This is a genomic window from Pseudomonas sp. P5_A2_2 (genome assembly GCF_054177685.1).
The window spans coordinates 1-1,833 of the sequence record NZ_JBGCUL010000886.1 but is presented as its reverse complement, the minus strand read 5'-3'; the positions used below and the strand labels follow the sequence as shown (position 1 = coordinate 1,833).

General features: G+C 60.5%; 2 protein-coding genes and 1 pseudogene. All 3 read left to right on the top strand.

Features of this window, described 5'->3' with window-relative positions; translation table 11 throughout:
* The first annotated feature begins 131 nt into the window (after window positions 1–131).
* A complete protein-coding gene (locus ACXRVY_RS26925; RefSeq protein ID WP_223463710.1) occupies window positions 132–824 on the top strand; it encodes a fumarylacetoacetate hydrolase family protein in 693 nt (230 codons plus the stop codon).
* Between the two features lie 42 nt (window positions 825–866).
* Window positions 867–1,625: an SDR family oxidoreductase gene (locus ACXRVY_RS26920; protein WP_458238722.1), complete on the top strand. Its 759-nt coding sequence runs from the start codon at window positions 867–869 to the stop codon at window positions 1,623–1,625.
* A gap of 33 nt (window positions 1,626–1,658) precedes the next feature.
* Window positions 1,659–1,833 (top strand): annotated as a pseudogene (locus ACXRVY_RS26915) (2-hydroxyacid dehydrogenase); the annotation flags it as partial.

Here is a 1,833-nt window from a genome sequence, read left to right as displayed (position 1 = left end):
AGCTCAAGGCACGCTAAGTCCGGAAAACATGAGCGCAGAAAAGCGTTTTTCTCCAACACGAGGCGGCTTTCGTCCAACTTCGCAAAACGAAGCCGCCGTAGGCTGATGCTTCCAACAGGACCACGACAAAAATGACTATGACCGAATACGTTTTCACTCCGGATTTACCTGTGACCTTGCCAGTTGCCGGCAGCCAGCAGCGTTTCCCCGTTGGCCGGGTATTTTGCGTCGGCCGCAACTACCCTTGGCCAGACACCCAGGGTCAGTCCCGCCAGCCACCCGTGTTTTTCATGAAGCCGGCGAGCAACGTGGTGGATGCGTTGGGTGAAGTGGCGTTCCCGCCGCTGACCGAAGAGTTTGCCCACGAAATCGAATTGGTCGTCGCCATTGGAGAAGGTGGCGCCAATATTCCGGAGAGTCAGGCGCTGGCCTATGTCTGGGGCTACGCCGCCGGGCTTGACCTGACCCGTCGTGATGTACAGCGAGCGGCCAAGAGCAATGGCTTGCCGTGGGAAGGTGCCAAGGTGTTCGACGGCGCCGCGCCGATGACCGCCATCGTGCCAGTCACTCGCGCCGGACACCCGGACGGCGATTTGTGGCTGAACGTCAACGGCGAAGAGCGCCAGCGCGACAGCCTCGACAGCCAGATCTGGTCGGTCAGTGAAATCATCAGCCGCATCTCGCAGTCGGTGGCGCTGCGGGCCGGTGACCTGATCATGACCGGCAGCCCGGCAGGCGTCGATGTGTTGCAACCCGGCGACATCATCAACGCCGGGATCGATGGCATCGGCCAACTGGAAATGCGCGTCGGTCAGCGACCTTGAACCCGGCTTCCGCCCTCGTGAATTGAAAAAGGAGATAACAACATGAACAGTCCATTGAAAGTGGCCCTGGTGAGCGGCGCCGGTAGCGGAATCGGCCGCGCCGTGGCCCTGGCTCTGATGGCCGACGGATTTACCCTGGTATTGGCTGGTCGTCGGCCAGAGCCTTTACAGGCATTGGTCGAATTGGCGCTCAGCGAGGGACACGAAGCGTTGGCGGTGCCCACCGATGTGCGCGACCCGGYCAGTGTCGATGCGCTATTTGCCACCATTACCGAGGTATACGGACGCCTCGACGTGGTGTTCAACAATGCCGGAGTCAACGCCCCTGCCGTGCCGCTCGATGAACTGACGTTCGAGCAGTGGCGCAACGTGATCGACACCAACCTGAACGGTGTTTTCCTCTGCGCCCGTGGTGCCTTCGCACAGATGCGCCGGCAACAGCCACAGGGCGGACGCATCATCAATAACGGCTCAATCTCAGCCCATACCCCACGCCCGTTCAGCAGCGCCTACACCGCCAGCAAACATGCGGTGTTGGGACTGAGCAAATCCCTGGCCCTGGACGGGCGCGAATTCAACATCGCCTGCAGCCAGATCGACATCGGCAACGCCTTGACCGAAATGTCGGTACGCATGACCAAAGGCGTGCGCCAGGCCAACGGCACCATCGCGGTGGAGCCGATGGTGGACGTCAAGCATGTGGCCGATGCCGTGCGCTACATCGCCGCTCTGCCGCTGGAGGCGAACGTCCTGAACATGACCGTCATGGCCAGCGCCATGCCGTTTGCCGGTCGCGGTTAAACCGGACTTTTTATTCTGTTACGCGAGGTTTACATGAAGCCAGAAGTCTTGCAGCTCAGCCCGATCCTGATCCCCGAAATCAACGCACGGCTCGATGAGTTGTTTACCGTCAGACGTTACTTCCAACAGGCCGACAAGCAGGCTTATTTGCAGGAACACGGCGCGAACATTCGCGGGGTGATCACCGGCGGGCATACCGGGATCAGCC

Coding starts and splice junctions, on each gene's coding strand:
- ACXRVY_RS26925 (WP_223463710.1), top strand. CDS start 132: ATGACTATGACCGAATACGTTTTCACTCCGGATTTACCTGTGACCTTG.